This window comes from Arthrobacter echini (genome assembly GCF_004803505.1).
Lineage (GTDB): Bacteria > Actinomycetota > Actinomycetes > Actinomycetales > Micrococcaceae > Arthrobacter_D > Arthrobacter_D echini.
Map to the genome: position 1 here is coordinate 214,665 of NZ_SSWH01000003.1, position 14,852 is coordinate 229,516.

The 14,852-nt window shown below is 66.6% G+C and carries 14 protein-coding genes; 8 read left to right on the top strand and 6 right to left on the bottom strand.

The genetic code is table 11. The features are described from left to right. Positions 1 to 5: 5 nt before the first annotated feature. The 4 genes from nrdF to nrdH all read right to left on the bottom strand — a co-directional run bounded on the left by nrdF (position 6) and on the right by nrdH (position 4,012). Positions 6 to 980 carry a class 1b ribonucleoside-diphosphate reductase subunit beta gene (gene nrdF / locus E8P82_RS05080; RefSeq protein WP_136453408.1) on the bottom strand — a complete coding sequence of 325 codons (975 nt, stop codon included), beginning with the start codon at positions 978 to 980 and terminating at the stop codon, positions 6 to 8. Positions 981 to 1,063: 83 nt separating this feature from the next. Next, on the bottom strand, positions 1,064 to 3,223 hold the full coding sequence (gene nrdE, locus E8P82_RS05085) for a class 1b ribonucleoside-diphosphate reductase subunit alpha (protein WP_136453409.1): 2,160 nt from the start codon (positions 3,221 to 3,223) through the stop codon (positions 1,064 to 1,066). Next, the gene (gene nrdI, locus E8P82_RS05090) at positions 3,220 to 3,678 is read right to left on the bottom strand and encodes a class Ib ribonucleoside-diphosphate reductase assembly flavoprotein NrdI (protein ID WP_136453410.1); all 459 of its coding nucleotides are present in this window, start codon (positions 3,676 to 3,678) and stop codon (positions 3,220 to 3,222) included. Before nrdI ends, nrdE begins: the two co-directional genes overlap by 4 nt. A gap of 88 nt (positions 3,679 to 3,766) precedes the next feature. Beyond that, positions 3,767 to 4,012, bottom strand: a complete 246-nt coding sequence (gene nrdH / locus E8P82_RS05095; RefSeq protein ID WP_136453411.1) for a glutaredoxin-like protein NrdH — start codon at positions 4,010 to 4,012, stop codon at positions 3,767 to 3,769. Between the two features lie 525 nt (positions 4,013 to 4,537). On the opposite strand from nrdH, the gene E8P82_RS05100 reads away from it, so the two are divergent. After that, on the top strand, positions 4,538 to 5,485 hold the full coding sequence (locus E8P82_RS05100; protein WP_136453412.1) for a LysR family transcriptional regulator: 948 nt from the start codon (positions 4,538 to 4,540) through the stop codon (positions 5,483 to 5,485). A 133-nt stretch (positions 5,486 to 5,618) separates the two neighbouring features. On the opposite strand, the gene E8P82_RS05105 is transcribed toward E8P82_RS05100, so the two are convergent. Further along, complete coding sequence (locus tag E8P82_RS05105) at positions 5,619 to 6,689, bottom strand: App1 family protein phosphatidate phosphatase (protein WP_425455990.1); 1,071 nt, start codon at positions 6,687 to 6,689, stop codon at positions 5,619 to 5,621. Between the two features lie 170 nt (positions 6,690 to 6,859). Between E8P82_RS05105 and E8P82_RS05110 the strand changes: the two genes are divergently transcribed. The 5 genes from E8P82_RS05110 to E8P82_RS05130 all read left to right on the top strand — a co-directional run bounded on the left by E8P82_RS05110 (position 6,860) and on the right by E8P82_RS05130 (position 11,346). Continuing rightward, positions 6,860 to 7,747: an HNH endonuclease gene (locus E8P82_RS05110; protein ID WP_136453414.1), complete on the top strand. Its 888-nt coding sequence runs from the start codon at positions 6,860 to 6,862 to the stop codon at positions 7,745 to 7,747. A 189-nt stretch (positions 7,748 to 7,936) separates the two neighbouring features. After that, the gene (locus tag E8P82_RS05115; protein ID WP_136453415.1) at positions 7,937 to 8,680 is read left to right on the top strand and encodes a hypothetical protein; all 744 of its coding nucleotides are present in this window, start codon (positions 7,937 to 7,939) and stop codon (positions 8,678 to 8,680) included. A gap of 77 nt (positions 8,681 to 8,757) precedes the next feature. Continuing rightward, positions 8,758 to 9,045: a hypothetical protein gene (locus E8P82_RS05120; protein WP_168796492.1), complete on the top strand. Its 288-nt coding sequence runs from the start codon at positions 8,758 to 8,760 to the stop codon at positions 9,043 to 9,045. Between the two features lie 76 nt (positions 9,046 to 9,121). Next, the gene (locus tag E8P82_RS05125; protein WP_136453417.1) at positions 9,122 to 10,513 is read left to right on the top strand and encodes a flavin-containing monooxygenase; all 1,392 of its coding nucleotides are present in this window, start codon (positions 9,122 to 9,124) and stop codon (positions 10,511 to 10,513) included. Next, positions 10,510 to 11,346, top strand: a complete 837-nt coding sequence (locus tag E8P82_RS05130; protein ID WP_136453418.1) for an SDR family NAD(P)-dependent oxidoreductase — start codon at positions 10,510 to 10,512, stop codon at positions 11,344 to 11,346. The genes E8P82_RS05125 and E8P82_RS05130 overlap by 4 nt, the downstream gene beginning before the upstream one ends. 9 nt (positions 11,347 to 11,355) lie before the next feature. On the opposite strand, the gene E8P82_RS05135 is transcribed toward E8P82_RS05130, so the two are convergent. Continuing rightward, complete coding sequence (locus tag E8P82_RS05135; protein WP_136453419.1) at positions 11,356 to 12,039, bottom strand: Crp/Fnr family transcriptional regulator; 684 nt, start codon at positions 12,037 to 12,039, stop codon at positions 11,356 to 11,358. A gap of 160 nt (positions 12,040 to 12,199) precedes the next feature. Here E8P82_RS05135 and E8P82_RS05140 point away from each other — a divergent pair, with 160 nt between their 5' ends. Continuing rightward, positions 12,200 to 12,433 carry a heavy-metal-associated domain-containing protein gene (locus tag E8P82_RS05140; RefSeq protein WP_136453420.1) on the top strand — a complete coding sequence of 78 codons (234 nt, stop codon included), beginning with the start codon at positions 12,200 to 12,202 and terminating at the stop codon, positions 12,431 to 12,433. Positions 12,434 to 12,519: 86 nt separating this feature from the next. Next, positions 12,520 to 14,520, top strand: a complete 2,001-nt coding sequence (locus tag E8P82_RS05145; protein WP_136453421.1) for a heavy metal translocating P-type ATPase — start codon at positions 12,520 to 12,522, stop codon at positions 14,518 to 14,520. Positions 14,521 to 14,852: the final 332 nt, after the last annotated feature.

Consider the following 14,852-nt stretch of genomic DNA (forward strand, 5'->3'; position numbering starts at 1 on the left):
TTCTGCTAGAAGTCCCAGTCCTCGTCCTCGGTGTTCACGGCCTTGCCGATGACATAGCTGGAGCCGGAGCCGGAGAAGAAGTCGTGGTTCTCGTCGGCGTTCGGTGACAGGGCCGAGAGGATCGCCGGATTCACATCGGTCACCGACGACGGGAACATGGCCTCGTAGCCCAGGTTCATCAGGGCCTTGTTGGCGTTGTAGTGCAGGAACTTCTTCACGTCCTCGGCCAGGCCCACACCGTCGTACAGATCATGCGTGTACTGGACCTCGTTCTCGTACAGCTCGAAGAGCAGCTCGAACGTGTAGTCCTTGATCTCCTGACGACGCTCCGGCGTCGCACTCTCCAGAGCCCGCTGGAACTTGTACCCGATGTAGTAGCCGTGCACGGCCTCGTCGCGGATGATCAGGCGGATCAGATCTGCGGTGTTCGTGAGCTTGGCGCGCGAGGACCAGTACATGGGCAGGTAGAAGCCGGAGTAGAACAGGAACGACTCCAGCAGTGTCGAGGCGACCTTGCGCTTCAGGGGATCATCGCCACGGTAGTAGTCGGTGACGATATGCGCCTTCTTCTGCAGATTCACGTTCTCCGTGGACCAGCGGAATGCCTCGTCGATCTCCTTGGTGGAGGCCAGCGTCGAAAAGATCGAGGAATAGCTCTTGGCATGCACCGACTCCATGAACGCGATGTTCGTGAGCACGGCCTCCTCGTGCTGCGTGATCGCGTCCGGGATCAGGCTGACCGCGCCGACCGTGGCCTGGACCGTGTCGAGCAGCGTCAGGCCCGTGAACACCCGCATGGTGAGCTGCTGCTCCTCCGGCGTGAGCGTGGCCCACGACTGTACGTCGTTGGACAGCGGCACCTTCTCGGGCAGCCAGAAGTTGTTCACCAGGCGGTTCCAGACCTCGACGTCCTTGTCGTCCTGGATGCGGTTCCAGTTGATGGCCTGGACCTGGTCTACGAGCTTCAGCTTCTCGCTCATGTGGTGTTCCTTGTCTGCGTGGGTACTGCCTGGTGTGCCGGGCACTGGCCGGGCACACTGCCCGGCCGGGTCGATTCAGTTGCCTAAAGCATGCAGCTGACGCAACCCTCCACCTCCGTCCCTTCCAGCGCGAGCTGGCGGAGACGGATGTAGTAGATGGTCTTGATGCCCTTGCGCCAGGCATAGATCTGGGCCTTGTTGATCTCGCGCGTGGTCGCCGTGTCCTTGAAGAACAGCGTCAGCGAGAGTCCCTGGTCCACGTGCTGCGTGGCGGCGGCATAGGTGTCGATGATCTTCTCGAACCCGATCTCGTACGCATCCTGGTAGTACTCCAGATTGTCGTTGGTCAGGTACGGCGCCGGGTAGTACACGCGGCCGATCTTGCCTTCCTTGCGGATCTCGATCTTCGAGGCGACCGGGTGGATGGACGACGTCGAGTTGTTGATGTACGAGATGGATCCGGTCGGCGGAACGGCCTGCAGATTCTGGTTGTAGATGCCGTGCTCCATGACGGAGGCCTTCAGCGCACGCCAGTCCTCCTGCGTGGGGATGTGCATGTCGGCGAACAGTTCACGCACGCGTGCCGTCGCCGGTTCCCAGATCTGGTCGGTGTACTTGTCGAAGAACTCGCCGCTGGCGTACTTGGACCTCTCGAAACCCGCGAAGGTGGTGCCGGTCTCGATGGCCATCAGATTCGACGCCCGGATGCAGTGGTACACCACGGAGTAGAAGTAGATGTTCGTGAAGTCGAGCCCTTCCTCCGAACCGTAGTGGACGCGCTCCCGGGCCAGATAGCCGTGCAGGTTCATCTGCCCGAGACCGATGGCGTGCGAGGCGTCGTTGCCCTTGGCGATCGAGGGCACCGAATTGATGTGGCTCATGTCCGAGACGGCCGAGAGGGTGCGGATGGAGGTCTCGATGGTCCGGCCGAAGTCCGGTGAGTCCATGGTCTTCGCGATGTTCAGCGACCCGAGGTTGCACGAGATGTCCTTGCCCGTGTTCTCGTAGGACAGGTCCTCGTTGTACGTGGTGGGCTCGGAGACCTGGAGGATCTCGGAGCACAGGTTGCTCATGATGATCTTGCCGTCGATCGGGTTCGCCCGGTTCACGGTGTCCTCGAACATGATGTACGGGTACCCGGACTCGAACTGGATCTCGGCGAGGGTCTGGAAGAACTCGCGTGCCTTGATCTTGGTCTTCTTGATGCGGGCGTCGTCCACCATCTCGTAGTACTTCTCGGTGACCGAGACGTCCGAGAACGGCATGCCGTACACCTTTTCGACATCGAACGGCGAGAACAGGTACATGTCCTCGTCGCGCTTGGCGAGTTCGAAGGTGATGTCCGGGACGACGACGCCGAGGGACAGCGTCTTGATGCGGATCTTCTCGTCGGCGTTCTCGCGCTTGGTGTCCAGGAAGCGATTGATGTCGGGGTGGTGCGCGTGCAGGTACACCGCTCCCGCGCCCTGGCGGGCGCCGAGCTGGTTGGCGTAGGAGAAGCTGTCCTCGAGGAGCTTCATCACGGGGATGACACCGGAGGACTGGTTCTCGATCTGCTTGATCGGAGCGCCGACCTCGCGGATGTTGGTGAGGGCGAACGCGACGCCGCCGCCACGCTTGGAGAGCTGGAGCGCCGAGTTGATGGAGCGCCCGATCGACTCCATGTTGTCCTCGATGCGGAGCAGGAAGCAGGAGACCAGCTCACCGCGCTGGCGCTTGCCGGCGTTGAGGAAGGTCGGGGTTGCCGGCTGGAAGCGGCCTTCGATGATCTCCTCGACGATCTGCTCGGCGAGCTGTTCGTTGCCGCGTGCCAGGTGCAGGGCGACCATGCACACGCGGTCCTCGTAGCGTTCGAGGTAGCGCTTCCCGTCGAAGGTCTTCAGCGTGTACGAGGTGTAGAACTTGAACGCACCGAGGAAGGTCTCGAAGCGGAACTTCTTGGCGTAGGCACGCTTATAGAGGTCCCGCACGAAGTTCATCGTGTACTGGTCGAGTGTCTCGCGCTCGTAGTACTGATTCTTGACGAGGTAGTCCAGCTTCTCCTCGAGATCGTGGAAGAACACGGTGTTGTTGTTGACGTGCTGCAGGAAGTACTGGTGCGCGGCCTCGCGGTCGGCCTCGAACTGGATCTCGCCGTTCGGCCCGTACAGGTTGAGCATGGCATTGAGCTCGTGGTACCCCATGTCCTTGAAGCGGTCCACCGTTGCAGCGGGCGCTCCCGTCTCGGTCTCTACAACACTCATGTCCAGAACTCTTCCAATCCGTTGATTACTCGGTCCACGTCCTCGGACGTGCCCATGACTTCAAATTTGTACAGCACGGGAACAGCGCATTTCGCGGCGACGATGTCTGCCGCCAGGCAGTAGGTTTCCCCGAAGTTGGTGTTGCCGGCACCGATGACTCCCCTCAGGAGGCTCCGGTTCTGCTCGTTGTTCAGGAATTTCACGACCTGGCGCGGCACTGCGCGCTCGCCCGCGATCCCGCCGTATGTCGGTAGCACGAGCACGTAGGGCCGCGTGGCCCGCAGGGTCGGCTCCCTGGTCAGCAGCGGCATGCGCGCCGACTCGATGCCCAGCTTCCCGACGAAGCGATGTGTGTTGTCGGAGACCGACGAGAAGTAGATCAGCGGTGCCTCCGTGAAGGCACCGTCCGTCGTGTCGGTATCACCCGACACACCGGTGGCGCTTCGCTCATCCATCCTGATTCCAGTCATCCTGACTCCGATCTCGACGGTGCTGCGTCGGTGTTGCGGCGGTGCTGCTTCGCTGGTTCCCCGGAGCTACGGCTCAGGCGACCGAGCTGACGGCGGAGTCCGCGATCGACTGGATCTTGTCGGGGCGGAACCCCGACCAGTGGTCGTTGTCCGTGATGACGACGGGTGCCTGCAGGTAGCCCATAGAGCGCAGTCGGTCGAGTGCCGCGGGATCCTGCGTGATGTCGACGCTCTGGTAGGCGATGCCCTTCTTGTCCAGCGCCCGGTAGGTGGCATTGCACTGCACGCAGGCCGGCTTCGTGTACACCGTGACTGTCATGTCCTGGTCCCCTTTTCCTCTACTACTGGGTTTCTGTCCTGCTCGTGGAATCTGCTGCTGAAGTCTGCTGTGACAGAGGTCCGGCGTCATGGGTGGTGTACGGCGTGAAGGGCGGAAATCCGTCAATTTCCGGGCCTCCCCGCCTCTGTGCACCCAGCGGCTGCTTCTGCTCTTCGATACTACATCTAGTGCACGTCGGCGGAACCAACCCCTAGATGATGTATTACAAGTATGTCATTTACCCCCGGGGCAGTCCACACGATGTCCACAGATGGAGTGCCCTGCAAAGCCCGCCATCACGCGATTCAACAGCGTGAATGGCGCCTTCGCCCACACCCTGTGGAGGAGTTCCACCACAGGAAAATTCATCCCGTGTCGCACTTCCTCGGCGTGTCGCCCGAGGCCCGTGCGACCCGCCGACCGAGGCCGTCGGTTCGTCCATCCCCGACCCCGGGTAGGCTCGACGGAGCCGCGCCACGGCCCCCGTCGGATCGCCGGGCGAACGACGCTGAAGGAGACACACGAGTGGTCAATCCGACTCACCTGCGAACCCTGCTCGAGGTCATCCGCCACGGCTCGTTCAGCGCAGCAGCCACCGGCCTCGGGTACACGGCGTCGGCGGTGTCGCAGCAGATGTCGGCCCTGGAACGTGACACGGGTACCACTTTGTTCACCCGCGCCGCCCGAAGCGCCATCCCGACCGACGCCGCATTCACGCTGTCCCGGCACGCCGCGAAGGTCCTGACCGACATCGACGCACTGCTCGCATCGACGTCCCGTACGCACTCGGGGACCACGCAGGAACTCCGGCTCGGCATCTTCCCGAGCCTTGCGACCTTCGCGCTCCCCCGCCTCCTGCGCCTGGCGGAATGGCAGCGCCTGGACATCTCGCTCCGCTTGTTCGTCGGCGAGCCCGCCCACACCATCCAGGGTCTGCGCACCGGAGGTGATCTCGATCTCGCTCTCGTCTACCAGGTCGGCCAGGCCGGGCTCGCGTGGCCGTCGACACTGAGCCGCGAGTGGATCGGCGACGACGATTTCCGCGTCGTCCTGCCCGCGAGCTGGGGCATCCGCAGCGGATCCCGGGTGCGAGCGGACCAGCTCGCCGACATGCCCTGGATCATGCACCATCCTGGGACGGCTGACGCGACGGTGATCGAACGGCTCTTCGCGAGCTGCAACCTCCATCCCCGCATCTCCGCCTACTGCGACGACTTCAACGCCAGCCTCGAACTCGTGTCCGCCGGACTGGGCGCAGCCCTCGTCCCAGAACTGGCCATGGTGAACCGGCCCGAGGGCATCGTGACCCTGGATGTCCCCGAGATCCGCCTGGCCCGCAGCATCTTCGCGCTGAGAACGGGCGACGCCGACGACGCGCATGTCCGGCTCTTCATGGACCAGCTGGCCGACATCCTGCGCAGCCGGAGCATAGGGCCACGACATACCGCCGCACCGGACACCGCCACACAGTAGGGTAGCGGCGCACGACAGGACACCGGCGCGCCGCCGTCTGCCCTGCGGACGACGAGCGCGGCAGCGAGCCCTCCGGGCGCCTCAGCGGTGCTCTGCCTGCCCGGTCAGCCTGTCGGATCTGCTACGAGCCGGGTCAGCGGGTGCGCTCGGAGGTACCCGCCGGGCGCGAGCCACTGCGGATGACTCCCATTCTCTCCAGCTCCGCCGACATCCCGGCGCCGTCCGGTGCGTAGATCCACGGTATTCCCGGTGTCGGCCGGACACCGGACTTCGAGCGGCCTCCGGCCAGCACCGCCTCGCCGACCGACAACTGCCGGATGGCGATGGCCCGGACATTCTCCGGGTGGCGCTGCGCGAACTCCGAGTAGATGGCTTCGTCGTGCTGGCCGTCGTCCCCCACCAGCAGCCACTTCACGTTCGGGTACTCCTCGGCGAGCCGCTCGAGGGAGGACCGCTTGTGCTGCTGTCCGCTGCGGAACCAACGGTCGCGGGTGGGCCCCCAGTCGGTGAGGAGTTTGGGTCCTGCAGGATAGAGATTGCGGGAAAGGAAACGGGACAGGGCGGGCGCGACGTTCCAGGCACCGGTGGAGAGGTAGAAGACCGGCGCGGAGGGAAGGGTGCGTACGATCCGCTCGTAGAGCACCGCCATCCCCGGTGTGGGGGTGCGAGCGTGCTCGTCGAGCACGAAGGTGTTCCAGGCAGCCAGGAACGGCCGCGGGAGCGCAGTCACCATGACGGTGTCATCGATGTCGGACACCACCCCGAAGTCCGCACTGTCGGCCACGATGCGGATCGGCGCCTCCACCGATCGCGAATCGCCCGACCGGAGGGAGACCGTGTGCCACCCTGGATCGAGGGAGACCGGAATCCGGGCGTCGACCACTCCCCCGTGGTCGGACCGGACCTCGTGCACGGTGTCTCCGACGCTCACGCTCACGACGGCATCGCCCACGGGTGGACTCGTGAAGTTCCGCCACCCCCGGATGCCCTCCTGCAGCGGCCTGAGCGGACCCTCCTCGGGATCGCGGTCGTTGTCCTTCGGATCGCTGAGGACGACGCGCGCCAGCACCCGTACCCACGACGTCGTCCCGTAGCCCGTGTACCCGATGACCGTCTTGGTTCTCCCGAGGCGCACCGCGCGCCGGGTCTGGAACCCCAGCCAGGCGTCGTCGAGGCGCAGGGCGATGTTGCTCGCCTCGCTCACGGGAGAGGGAGCTCCGGTGGTGGATCGGAGAGACCTCAGGGACGACGACACGGCACGACGAAGACGCATGATCCCCAGTCTGGCATGCAGCGACGACGGCGACGAGCGGTGCGCCGCTGCTGACGTCCTGGGTGCAGGGTCCTGCCGGCGAGCGTGGAAGACTCGACCCCATGGAGGCACTCATCCTCGCCTGGGACCCCGAGCGGCCGGTCTGGTCCGGAAGCTACGCCGAGGCCGTGCTGGCCGTGCGGGCGAGTGGCTCGGTGAGGCAGAGCTGGAGCGTTCCTTCCGTGCTCTCAGGCGACCTGTGGGCGTCGCCGGACGAGACTGTGGAGATGGACGTCTGGCTCGTCGTCGTCGGGCGCCGGCCCGCCATGCGCGGGCTCAGCGGACACGGTACCGTGACACGCGTACCCGGGCCGCGAACCGACGCATCGACCCTCCAGATCGATGTCGACTTCGATGCCCTGCTCCAGCACGGTGACCAGCTCACACTGTCCCGGCTCGTCGGGGAACTGCCCGATCCCCTCGACGAGGAGAGTGTGCAGGTGGTGGGCGCGGCATCGGCACGGATCCTGCGTCGCCTGTGGACCGAAGCAGCACGCCCCGAGCGGGCCGTCGTGGAACCGCTGCCGGGCTGGCTTCCACCGAACGCAACCCGACGAGTACGGGCCGACAGATTCGAACGGGATCCGGATCTCCGGCGCATCGTGCTGGCCCACCGTGGCTCTGCGTGCCACGCCTGCGGCCTGGACATGGAACAACGCTACGGTGCCGCAGGCCGCGACCTCATCCAGGTACACCACATCACGCCTCTCGAACTCCTCGGGCCCGGGTACGAGCCCGACCCACTGACCGACCTGGTTCCACTGTGTGCCAGCTGCCATGTGGTGGCGCACAGTCGCTGGCCGGAGCCCTACTCCACCGAGGAGATCAAGCGGATGCTGCGGGAGAACGGCTTCCTGCGTGGCAGCATCCTCACGGACGAGCAGCGTGCCTCCGAGGCAGCCGCAGCGCGCATTCTCGGCGTGACCGCCCGCGAATCCGGGACTCCGTGAGTGGCTGGGGCCCGAGCATCTTCGCTCCCTGACTCCCTGCGCCCCACGTCCGTGTGTTCGCCGGTGGCCGTTGATCTCGACGTCTGACTACGAGTGACGCGGATCAGGAGCAGGATCCGATACCGCGCGATCGTGACACTATGGGGTGGTATGTCTGATGCTCGGACATGGTCTGGAGACCAGCTCGTCATGGAGAAGAAGCGGACACGGACGGTGATGGCGACCGCCGCCGTACTGGGGACGGGGCTGGTGCTCGGCGGGACTGCCGCTTCCGCAGTCGAGCCCGGCCCGCCCGCGCCGACCACCGAGCCGAGTCCGCCCACCGAGCCGAGTCCGCCCACTGCTCCGCCGTCCTCCCCCACGACGCCGCCGGTCACCGAACCGGGAGTGGACCCGCCTCCGGATCCCGAGCCAGAGCCGTCCGTGGTCCCGGAGGCGCCGGATCCCGCTCCCGCGCCTGCACCAGCTCCCGCGCCCCCGGCTCCCGCTCCCGCGCCCCCGGATCCCGCGCCTGCGCCAGCTCCCGCGCCCCCGGCTCCCGCGCCAGCTCCCCAGCTTCCCGCTCCTGAGGAACAGCAGATCATCCCGCCGGCACAACCGCCGCAGGTCCCCGCTCCCGACAGCTTCGTCGCGGAACTCCCGCCCCCGCTGGACGACGCACCCGCACGCCGTCCCTCCCCGACGAGGACTCCGAAGGCGACCACGAATCCTTCTCCGTCCTCGACACCGCCGACTGCCACGGCGTCGGCAACCCAGGTGCCGTCTCCCACCTCGGTTGCAAGTACGGGCGCTGATCCTGCAGCGCTGGAGCCGACCGAGTCGCAGACACCGCTGAACGTGCCTCTCCTCGCCGTCCTGTCGGTCGTGATCGTCGGTTGTATCGCCGGCCTCGTCGCACTGTTCGGTGTGCCCGGGAGGCGGGTGCCGCGTTGACGTCCGCCCCGCCAATTGTGACCAGTTCGACACGTGTCGTCGGAGGTTTCACGACCGAGGGGCGGGACACTTGAAGCATGGTACTCATGGGGATCGAAACGGCACGACCAGCACAATGGCTCAAGGACAACCGGACGGCCCTGCCATCCGTCCTCGCATTGCTCGGGGTGGCGGTGTTCTGGGTCGTCGGCGCTTTCGGCGGTATCAGCTTCCTCCACGACGCCACCTCACCGATGGCGATGCTCACAGGTCTCTACCTGATGCTGGTGGCCGTTGCGGCGTCGATCATCGTCGCCGTCCTCGCCCTGACGGATCTGGTGCGTCGCTTCTCCGGGCAGCGCATGGCCCGCCGAGACGAGCCGTAGCCGACACTCCGGCGCCGGACCGTTGATACCGGAAGGCGGGTTCCGGCCGGTTCTGGATCGTGTCATCATTGGGCGCATGCCCTACGTCGTCAGGCAACGCCACCGTGCTCCCGCCGTCATCCGCCCGGTTCCCCCGGACCCGAATCTTCCCCGCGCCTGCATCATCGGTGCAGGCTCGTCGGGGTTGGCCGCCGCCAAGGCACTGCACGCCGCAGGTATACCCTTCGACTGCTTCGAACAGGGCAGCGCCATAGGCGGTAACTGGGTGTTCGACAACCCGAACGGCGTCTCCGCCTGCTACGAGACACTGCAGATCAACACCTCGTGTCCGCGCATGGCGTTCTCCGATTTCCCGATGCCCCGCGACTATCCGCCCTACGCGCGGCACGACCAGGTGGCGGCCTACTTCGACGCCTACGTCGACCACTTCGCGTTCCGGGACAGGATCACCTTCAACACCACAGTGGTGCACGTCTCCCGCGCGGACTCCGGGTGGGACGTCGTGACGAGAGGCGCCGACGGTGAGCTCACCCGCCACTACGACGCCGTCCTGGTCGCCAACGGTCATCACTGGGACCCGCGCTGGCCGGATCCCGCCTATCCCGGGCACTTCGACGGTGAGCAGATGCACTCCCACGACTATCGCTCGGGCGACCAGTTACGCGACCGGGACGTCGTCGTCGTGGGATCGGGCAACTCGGCTCTCGACATCGCCTCCGAGGCCGGCAGGGTGGCCCGCAGCACCGTGCTGTCCCAGCGCCGGGGCCAGTGGGTGCTGCGCAAGTTCACCCTCGGCCTCGCCTCGGACCTGATCGCCCTGCCCGGCTGGATGCCGTGGTGGGCCACGAAGGCACGGCTCCGCTTCGGAGCACTCACCTCCGGCAATGCTGCGCGACTCGGTCTGCCCCAGCCGCAGCACGCGCCCGGTGAATCGCACCCCGTGCAGTCCGAGGAGATCCGCGATGCACTGCGTTCCGGTGCCGTCACTCCCCGTCCCGGCATCGAGCGGCTGGACGGCCACGAGGTGGTGTTCACGGACGGCAGCTCCAGCCGCGCCGATCTGATCGTGTGGGCCACCGGGTACAACGTGAGCTTCCCGTTCTTCGACGCCGATCTGCTGAAGGCCGAGAACAACAACCTGCCTCTGTGGAAGCGCACGGTCCACCCCGACCTGCCCGGTCTGTTCTTCATCGGGCTGCTGCAGCCCGTCGGGGCGGTCATGCCGCTGGCCGAGGCGCAGTCCCAGTGGGTCGCCGAACACCTCACCGGCCGCTACGTCCAGCCGGCTCCGGGCGAGATCCGTCGCCAGATGATGTCGGAGCACGAACGGGTTCGACGTCGGTTCTACGATTCGCCCCGGCACACGATGGAGGTCGACTTCGACCACTACCTGTGGGACCTGGCGCGCGAACGCAGACGAGGTGCCCGCCGCGCCGAGGATGCACCCGCAGGCAAGGTGGCCGCATGAGCAGCCCACGTGACGGCGGCGCCGTCGTCACGGGCGCGGGGAGCGGCCTGGGCCGGGAGATCGCCCTGCGGCTCGGTCGGCTCGGGTGGCACGTTCACGCGACGGACATGGACGAGGCGCTCGCCGGGTCCGTCGCGGCGGAGATCCGGGATGCGGGCGGCTCCGCAAGCTCGTCCGCCGTCGACGTCCGCGATCCCGACGCGTGTCGCACAGCGGCCAGGGCGACAGCTGCACAGAGCGGCGCACTCGGTCTCTGGGTGAACAACGCCGGAGTCCTGACCACCGGTCCGGTCTGGTCGCACAGCGACCAGCAGCGGCGCCTGATGATGGAGGTGAACGCCCTCGGGACGATGCACGGGACCATCGCCGCGCTGGAGGTGATGCGCCCGGCCCATCGCGGTCACGTCGTCAACATCGCCTCCCTCGCCGGACTCGTCTCCGTCCCCGGCGAGGGCGTCTACGCGGCGTCCAAGCACGCCGTCATGGGGTTCAGCACGTCCGCGCTCTGCGATCTCCGCGTGGAGGGCGAGCGTGCCATCGACATCAGTTGTGTGTGCCCCGATGGCATGTGGACGCCCATGCTGTTCGACAAGGTGCACGATCCGGATGCGGCGATGTCCTTCTCCGGCAGGCTGTTCCAGCCCGAGGAGATCGCCGAGCTCGTCCTTCGCGTGGTGGCGAAGCCCCGGCCGGTCACGACGGCGCCGGTGTGGCGGGGTGTGCAGGTCCGGCTCTTCGACCTGGTCCCTGGCCTTGCCGTGCGGGTTGCGCCGTACGTGGTGCGCCTGGCCCACCGGCAGCAGGCAGCCATGGCGCGGAAGATGGCGCCCTGAGGGGGCCCGCTATCGAGGTGTGGCTACGTCCTCGAGTGCATCGACGTCGAGAATCCTGACGTTCCGGCGCCCGTCGAGTTCGATGAGCCCGGAGGCGGCGAGCGCGGCGAGGCGCCGGCTGAGGGTTTCCGGCGTCGTGCCGAGGTAGGAGGCGACTTCCTGCTTCGCCATCGGCAGTCTCACGGTGGCCGCTCCGTCACGGATGCTGCCGGGCAGGTCCAGCAGGTAGGCGGCGACGCGGGCCGTGACATCGCTGGACGTGATGGCGGCCAGGAGTCGCTCGACGGAGGAGAGCCGGTCGGACAGCGTGTGCAGCATACGCCGACTGATGTCGGGGTAGTCGCGTAGCAGGATTGCCAGGTCGGCATGGTCGAAGACGCACATCCTGCTGTCTTCCAACGCGACAGCGAGGTCGCTGGGGCGGCGGCCGGTCAAAAAGGCCCGTTCCCCCACGACGTCGCCGTCGCTCACGGTTCGCAGGATCTGCTCCTGACCGTTGGCGGCGGCGCGACTGACCTTGAGCTGTCCGCTGTGCATCACCAGCAGCCGTGAGACCGGCTGACCGGGGAACTGGACGATCTCCCCCTTCTCTGCGAGAACCGGTCGGGCGAAGTCCGCGACCCGGACCTGCTCCTGGAAGGTGAGACCCTGGAAGATCGGGACGCGGGTGACGCACAGGTCGTCCTCGGGCATGGAGTGAGCGTATCGCACGACGGCGCGGCGGGCACCGTGGAACGGTGTGGGCAGCGCTCCGGCGGCGTTGCCCGAACTTGACCCAGGTCAAGGAGTTCGCGGTGCGGTCGACCTATCGTGAAGGTGTCATCAAGGAACACCACGACGAAAGGACTCCACCATGACGACCACAACCACGACGCACACGGTCCTGAGGGCAGAGGGGTTCTCGTGCCCCTCCTGTGTCGCCAAGATCGAGAAGCAGATCGGCCGCCTGAAGGGTGTCGAGAACGTGGAGGTCCGCTTCGCATCTGCCCGGATCGAGGTCGACCACGACGCCGAGCGCGTTTCCGTGGACGACATCGTCGCAGCCGTCGCGAAGGCCGGTTACAGGGCCGCTCCCGCAGCCATCTGAGACCAGCGGGGCCCTGCGGGGTCCCGCCGGCAATCTTCGGTCATCCCGGTCCACCGGCTCGAAACGCAGGAAGGTCGTATCCGAAAGTGAACAGGCTCCAGAAATGGGTCCATGGGAACTGGTTCGTTCCCGTCGCGTCCGGCGTGCTCATCATCATCTCGTTCGCCATCCGGCAGCTGGCAGACGGTGCCGCCGATCCCACCATCGGCCCGCAGTGGTGGCTCGACGCCGGCGTTCACGCCACGCAACCCGGCGCAGCTTTCACCCTCGGCGATGTCCTCATGATCGCCGCGGCCGTGATCGCCGGCTACGGGATCGTCGTGAAGGCGGTCCGGGCGCTGACCGTCAGGGTCATCGGCATCGATCTGCTGGTATCGGTCGCGGCCATCGGCGCGGTCATCATCGGCAACTTCTGGGAGGCTGCAGCGGTGACGTTCCTGTTCTCGGTCGGTCACGCCCTGGAAGCTGCCACCCTCAACAGGACGCGGTCGGCACTGGCCGAGCTGGTCGCCGTCGCCCCTGATTCAGCGATCGTCGTGCGCGACGGTCAGCAGCGGGAGGTCCCTGCCGCACAGGTGGGAATGGGCGAGATCGTCCTGGTCAAGAACGGCGCCAAGGTCCCCGTGGACGGACAGGTCGTCTCCGGCACCGGAGCCATCGACGAGGCGTCGATCACCGGCGAGTCGATCCCCATGGAGAAGTCCGAGGGAGCGCAGGTCTTCGCCGGCACCGTGTCCCGCGGTGGCTTCCTGCAGGTCCTGGCCACCGGCATCGGCGCCGATACCACCCTGGCGCGGATCATTCACCGGGTGGAGGAAGCGCAGGACGCCAAGGCCCGCACCCAGGCGTTCATCGACCGCTTCTCCGGCTGGTACACCCCTGCGGTGATGGTGCTGGCACTGGCGGCCGGACTGGTCTCCGGCGATGCGGTGCTCGCACTGACCCTACTGGTCATCGGCTGCCCCGGCGCCCTGGTGATCTCCATCCCGGTCGCCATCGTGGCCGGCATCGGCCGCGCTGCCCGCAACGGCATCCTGATCAAGGGCGGCGAGTTCCTGGAGACCTCGGCGAAGATCTCCGCGGTCGCCTTGGACAAGACCGGCACCCTGACCGAAGGGCGCCCGGAGCTGACCGACGTCGTCGTCCTTGACTCAGCGCTGGAGCGCAGCGAAGTGCTGCGCTGGGCTGCCGCCGCGGAAGCCGGCTCCGAACATCCGCTGGCCCGTCCCATCCTGGAGACCGCCCAGGCCGACGGTGTGGGCCCGCAGGGTGTCCCGGACACTGTCACCCCGGTTCCGGGCAAGGGGATCGTGTCCGTCGTCGACGGTCGTCGGGTGCTCATCGGCAACCCGCCGCTGTTGGCCGAGTACGGGGTCGTCGATGACGGCAGTGCGGTTCGGGCGGCGGAGGCGCTGTCCGCCGAGGGCAAGACGCCCATGATCGTGGCCGTGGACGATAGGGTGACCGGCGTCGTCGCCGTCGCCGACAGGCTCCGGCGGGACGCACCCGAGATGGTCGCCCACCTGCACCGGGCCGGCGTGAAGAAGGTGGTCATGCTCACCGGTGACAACCGGCTGGTGGCCGAAGCCATCGGGACGGCTACCGGTATAGACGAGATCCACGCCTCCCTTCTCCCCGAGGACAAGCTGGACGCGGTCGTGCGGCTGCAGCAGGAAGGTCACATCATCGCGATGGTCGGCGACGGCGTCAACGACGCTCCGGCCCTGGCCACTGCGGATATCGGAGTGGCCATGGGGGCGGCCGGGTCGGCCGTGGCCGTGGAGACCGCGGACATCGCCCTGATGGGCGATGACCTGCTCAAGCTGCCTGAGGCGATCGGCCTGGCCAAGCGGACCGTGGCCGTGATGTGGCAGAACATCGCGATCGCCCTGATCACCGTGGTCCTGCTGGTGGCCGGCGTCTTCGCCGGCGGAGTGACCATGTCGCTCGGCATGCTCGTCCATGAGGCCTCCGTGCTGGTGGTCATCGCCAACGCGATGCGGCTGCTGCACAACACGTCGAGCTCGACCGCCGCGCCGCAGAGCGAGAGGATCATGGGGAGGGAGGTGCAGGAGGTGGGCGCCTAAAAGAACATCACGGACGAGCCGCTGGCGCTGTACGCGCTCTCGAAGCTGACGCCGCCAGGGAGGTCGAACTCCCTCGGTCCTGACCCCCATCCATCCGCCGAGGGTAGCTGTGGTTGGTCGGTTCTGACACCCCCGGCGGCTCTGGCATGGATCTCAGGACTCCTTCCGGATTCCCTTGAAACTGCCACCGGACTTCTTCGCATCGAGGAACCGACCTGTTGAGGCATTACGCTTCACCCAGGTTCCTGAGGACGTGCGCACTTGGGAGCGCCCCTTGACGGCCCCCGTACGGGAGCCCCTGCCGGAATTCTTCGCCATTGTTTACCTCCTGG

Excerpts from the sequence above, each read along its gene's own strand:
- nrdF (WP_136453408.1), bottom strand. The coding sequence starts at position 980 with ATGAGCGAGAAGCTGAAGCTCGTAGACCAGGTCCAGGCCATCAACTGG.
- nrdE (WP_136453409.1), bottom strand. The coding sequence starts at position 3,223 with ATGAGTGTTGTAGAGACCGAGACGGGAGCGCCCGCTGCAACGGTGGAC.
- nrdI (WP_136453410.1), bottom strand. The coding sequence starts at position 3,678 with ATGGATGAGCGAAGCGCCACCGGTGTGTCGGGTGATACCGACACGACG.
- nrdH (WP_136453411.1), bottom strand. The coding sequence starts at position 4,012 with ATGACAGTCACGGTGTACACGAAGCCGGCCTGCGTGCAGTGCAATGCC.
- E8P82_RS05110 (WP_136453414.1), top strand. The coding sequence starts at position 6,860 with ATGGAGGCACTCATCCTCGCCTGGGACCCCGAGCGGCCGGTCTGGTCC.
- E8P82_RS05115 (WP_136453415.1), top strand. The coding sequence starts at position 7,937 with ATGGAGAAGAAGCGGACACGGACGGTGATGGCGACCGCCGCCGTACTG.
- E8P82_RS05120 (WP_168796492.1), top strand. The coding sequence starts at position 8,758 with ATGGTACTCATGGGGATCGAAACGGCACGACCAGCACAATGGCTCAAG.
- E8P82_RS05125 (WP_136453417.1), top strand. The coding sequence starts at position 9,122 with ATGCCCTACGTCGTCAGGCAACGCCACCGTGCTCCCGCCGTCATCCGC.
- E8P82_RS05130 (WP_136453418.1), top strand. The coding sequence starts at position 10,510 with ATGAGCAGCCCACGTGACGGCGGCGCCGTCGTCACGGGCGCGGGGAGC.
- E8P82_RS05135 (WP_136453419.1), bottom strand. The coding sequence starts at position 12,039 with ATGCCCGAGGACGACCTGTGCGTCACCCGCGTCCCGATCTTCCAGGGT.
- E8P82_RS05140 (WP_136453420.1), top strand. The coding sequence starts at position 12,200 with ATGACGACCACAACCACGACGCACACGGTCCTGAGGGCAGAGGGGTTC.